Consider the following 3,080-nt stretch of genomic DNA (forward strand, 5'->3'; position numbering starts at 1 on the left):
GCGGTTGTTGCAGCCTTCCGAAATTTTCAGATAGGCATAGTGGCGCGGCGTAAGCTTGACGCCCTGCGGCGGCAGGAGATCGACGTAAGGGTCGTGGCTGGGGGGAGCTGCCTCATGCACCGCCGCCATAACGCTCTCATAGGCCTGCGGACCGGTGATCGCCAGCACGTTGGGGTGCTTCTCACGGATCACCTGCGGCTCGGCGCCGAGGCAGCCGGTGACGATGACGCGGCCGTTCTCCGAAAGGGCGGAGCCGATGGCGTCGAGCGACTCGTCGCGCGCGGAATCGAGGAAGCCGCAAGTGTTGACGACGACGAGGTCCGCGCCGTCATGCTTGCGTGCGATCTCGTAGCCTTCGGCGCGCAGGCGCGTGATGATGCGCTCGGAATCGACGAGCGCCTTCGGGCAACCAAGACTGACGAAACTGACGCGAGGGGCAGACATAGGATTTTCCAGGCTTTTCGGGATCGGCGGCGCAATACCACACTAATTGCGGCATTGGTATGGACTGGCCCTTGCCGCGGCAAAACACAGTGCGAAGGGCCGGCTTATCGGCCGGCCGAGCCCGCGCCGGAGGCGGCGTCAGCTCACTACATTGTTGACGTGCGGCCAGACTTCCATCGCACCGCGGTAGACCATGTCGAGTGCGACGTAGAGGATGATCAGCAAGCCGATATAGGCAATCCAGCGGTAGCGGTGCAGCAGCCGGGCAATGAAGCTCGCAGCAAGGCCCATCAAGCCGATCGACAGCACGAGCCCGATGACCAGCACCCAGAAATGATCCCGAGCCGCGCCGGCGACGGCCAGGACGTTGTCGAGCGACATCGACACGTCGGCAACGACGATCTGCAGCGCCGCCTGGCCGAGCGTCTTGCGTGGCGCCTTGCCGGCAATCATGCTGTCATGGTCGAGGTCGGAATTGGACAACGCCTCCGTAGCCTGCTCTTCTTCGGCCTGCGAGGTGCGCAGCTCGCGATACATCTTCCAGCAGACCCAAAGCAGTAGGATTCCGCCTGCCAGCAGCAGGCCGACGATTGCAAGCAGCTTGACGGTGACGGCGGCAAACAGGATGCGCAGCACCGTGGCCGCGAGGACACCGATGAGGATCGCCTTCTTGCGTTGGTCCGCGGGCAGCCCGGCCGCGGCGAGGCCTATGACGATGGCATTGTCGCCGGCAAGCACCAGGTCGATCGCGATGACCTGAAGAAGGGCGCTCAGGCTTGCGGCGCTGAAAATATCCATCGTCTGGAAGCCCCTTGCTGTTCGTCTTAGTGTCGGTCGTCGAATATGCTGACGCTAGGGCGGTTCAGCGTTCGATAGAGTCGCCGATCGCTCTAAGTATTTGTTTTTACGCAATTCCGGACGAAAAGCCGCTGCTCGCTTTTCCTGGAATTGCTCTACGTGTGCGATTCCCGCGCGTCAAGAGAACCAGCCGGACCAAGCGCTTGTGCGTCGTCTTGTTCCACCGGAATCCATGTGGACTTTGCAGCCGGAGAAAAGGTTAACCCAGGCCCGGCCGGCCGTGGCCGATCCATCAATCATAAAGATTGTATTTTGCCCAGTCGGTTGCCGGGATTTCGTCGCCGATCTTGTAGCGGAACTGCAGCACCTGCATGTGGTCGGGCGCTGTCTGGCATTTGAACTTCAGCCGGTACCATTGACCCTTGCTGCGAAAGGCGGCGCCGGGGCTCTTTATCGCATCGGTGCTCATCTGCGGCGTGGCGAAGGCGTAAGCCACGACGCGATCAGCCTTGTAGTTGCGGTCGTCATGGCTGATCCGGTCGAGCACTTCCGCATCGCAACGCTGCTCGAGACGAGTCTGCGGATCGAGTTTCAGCAGGCCGGTGCGCAGCGCATTGTCCATCGCCTTGGCCGGCCAGGCCAGCGTCAGAGACGCCAGAACCATCAGGCAGAGCTTTTTCATGGGCGCGACAAGCAGCATATTCTGTCTGACAAATCAACCAGCGCGGGGGCGCGGCGTGGAGCCACAGCACAGTGCATGCCGCCAAGCCCAGAGCCGCTGAAAGCTCGTCCCTGGCCGCGCTAGAACACACCGCCGATGCCGATGCCGCCACTGATATCAGGGGGAGGGGCGGCTGGGCGCGAGGGCTGCGGTTTGGAGGATCTTGCGGCCTTTCGGCCGGTCGCCGCCTTCCCGGATACGGGAGCGGGATTCGAAGAAACCTTGGCCGGCGCTGTCCTTTGTGCGATCACCGGATCCCTGCAGACACGGCCCGACTGCAGGAACAGATCGCTTAGAAGCTCGAGAGTGGGTTCGGTCGACGACGTCGTCCGCTTGGTGTTCTTGTTGTAGTTGGTGACCGCGCGGACGGAGCCTTTGCCCCAATTTCCATCCACAGTGGCGCGGTAACAACCAAGGCGGCGCAACTCCGTCTGGATGCTGCGCGCCAGATCGGTCGCCTTCTGCTGCTCCGGCTCATTGGTGGACTTGCCGACGATCAGCGTTTCAAGGCCTGATACGACGCTTTGTCGGGCACTCTCGAGACTGGCGACTTGGGTGCCGACCGGCTTGGTCGATGGATCGGGCGACGCCGGAACTTCGACCGACCGCAATGTCTGCCCCACGATCATCACTGCCGTCTGCAAGTCGTTGGAGGCCAGTTCGACCTGCAGTTTTTCCTTGGCGGCGGGGTCCGACAGAATGCGCGACAGGCTGACGCTCAGTTGGACCGGATCGAGCACCTGCTGTTCGGTGAAATAGAACTGCTCGCGCAGGTTTGATTGATCCCAGGGCACCTGCCGCCCGAGCGTCAGCGCCTCGGTCCGGTTGCGTACGCGGATCATCATGTCCGAAATGCTGAGCCCGGGGATTTCTATGTTCTGCAACAGGGCGGTGGTGAAAGGGCTGTTGCTTCCCGCTCCATCGAGCGTGGTATTGCCGGGCTGAGTTGCGAAGGCAACGAAGGTGTTTTCGCCTACCTCGACCTGCGCCAGGCCGCCAGCCGAATTCGCACCCTTTCCCATCGGGTTGTCACGGCAGGCGTCGAGGAAAATGAATGTCGGCCGCTCGCGCCGGGCAAACCTCGAGATGACGTCGTCGAGCCTGACGGCCTGTGCGG

General features: G+C 62.2%; 3 protein-coding genes and 1 pseudogene. All 4 read right to left on the reverse strand.

Translation table 11 applies throughout. The features are described from left to right. Window positions 1–444, reverse strand: a pseudogene (locus EOA38_RS31980) (30S ribosomal protein S12 methylthiotransferase RimO); the annotation flags it as partial. Between the two features lie 138 nt (window positions 445–582). Further along, window positions 583–1,242, reverse strand: coding sequence for a TerC family protein (locus tag EOA38_RS31985; RefSeq protein ID WP_126093966.1), 660 nt, complete (start codon window positions 1,240–1,242; stop codon window positions 583–585). Window positions 1,243–1,534: 292 nt separating this feature from the next. Then, window positions 1,535–1,942 carry a DUF930 domain-containing protein gene (locus EOA38_RS31990; RefSeq protein ID WP_189350055.1) on the reverse strand — a complete coding sequence of 136 codons (408 nt, stop codon included), beginning with the start codon at window positions 1,940–1,942 and terminating at the stop codon, window positions 1,535–1,537. 101 nt (window positions 1,943–2,043) lie between these two features. Then, the coding region (locus tag EOA38_RS31995; protein WP_145966166.1) for a caspase family protein at window positions 2,044–3,080 on the reverse strand (1,037 nt) is incomplete at its 5' end.

This window comes from Mesorhizobium sp. M1E.F.Ca.ET.041.01.1.1, from assembly GCF_003997355.1.
Taxonomy (GTDB): Bacteria; Pseudomonadota; Alphaproteobacteria; order Rhizobiales; family Rhizobiaceae; genus Mesorhizobium.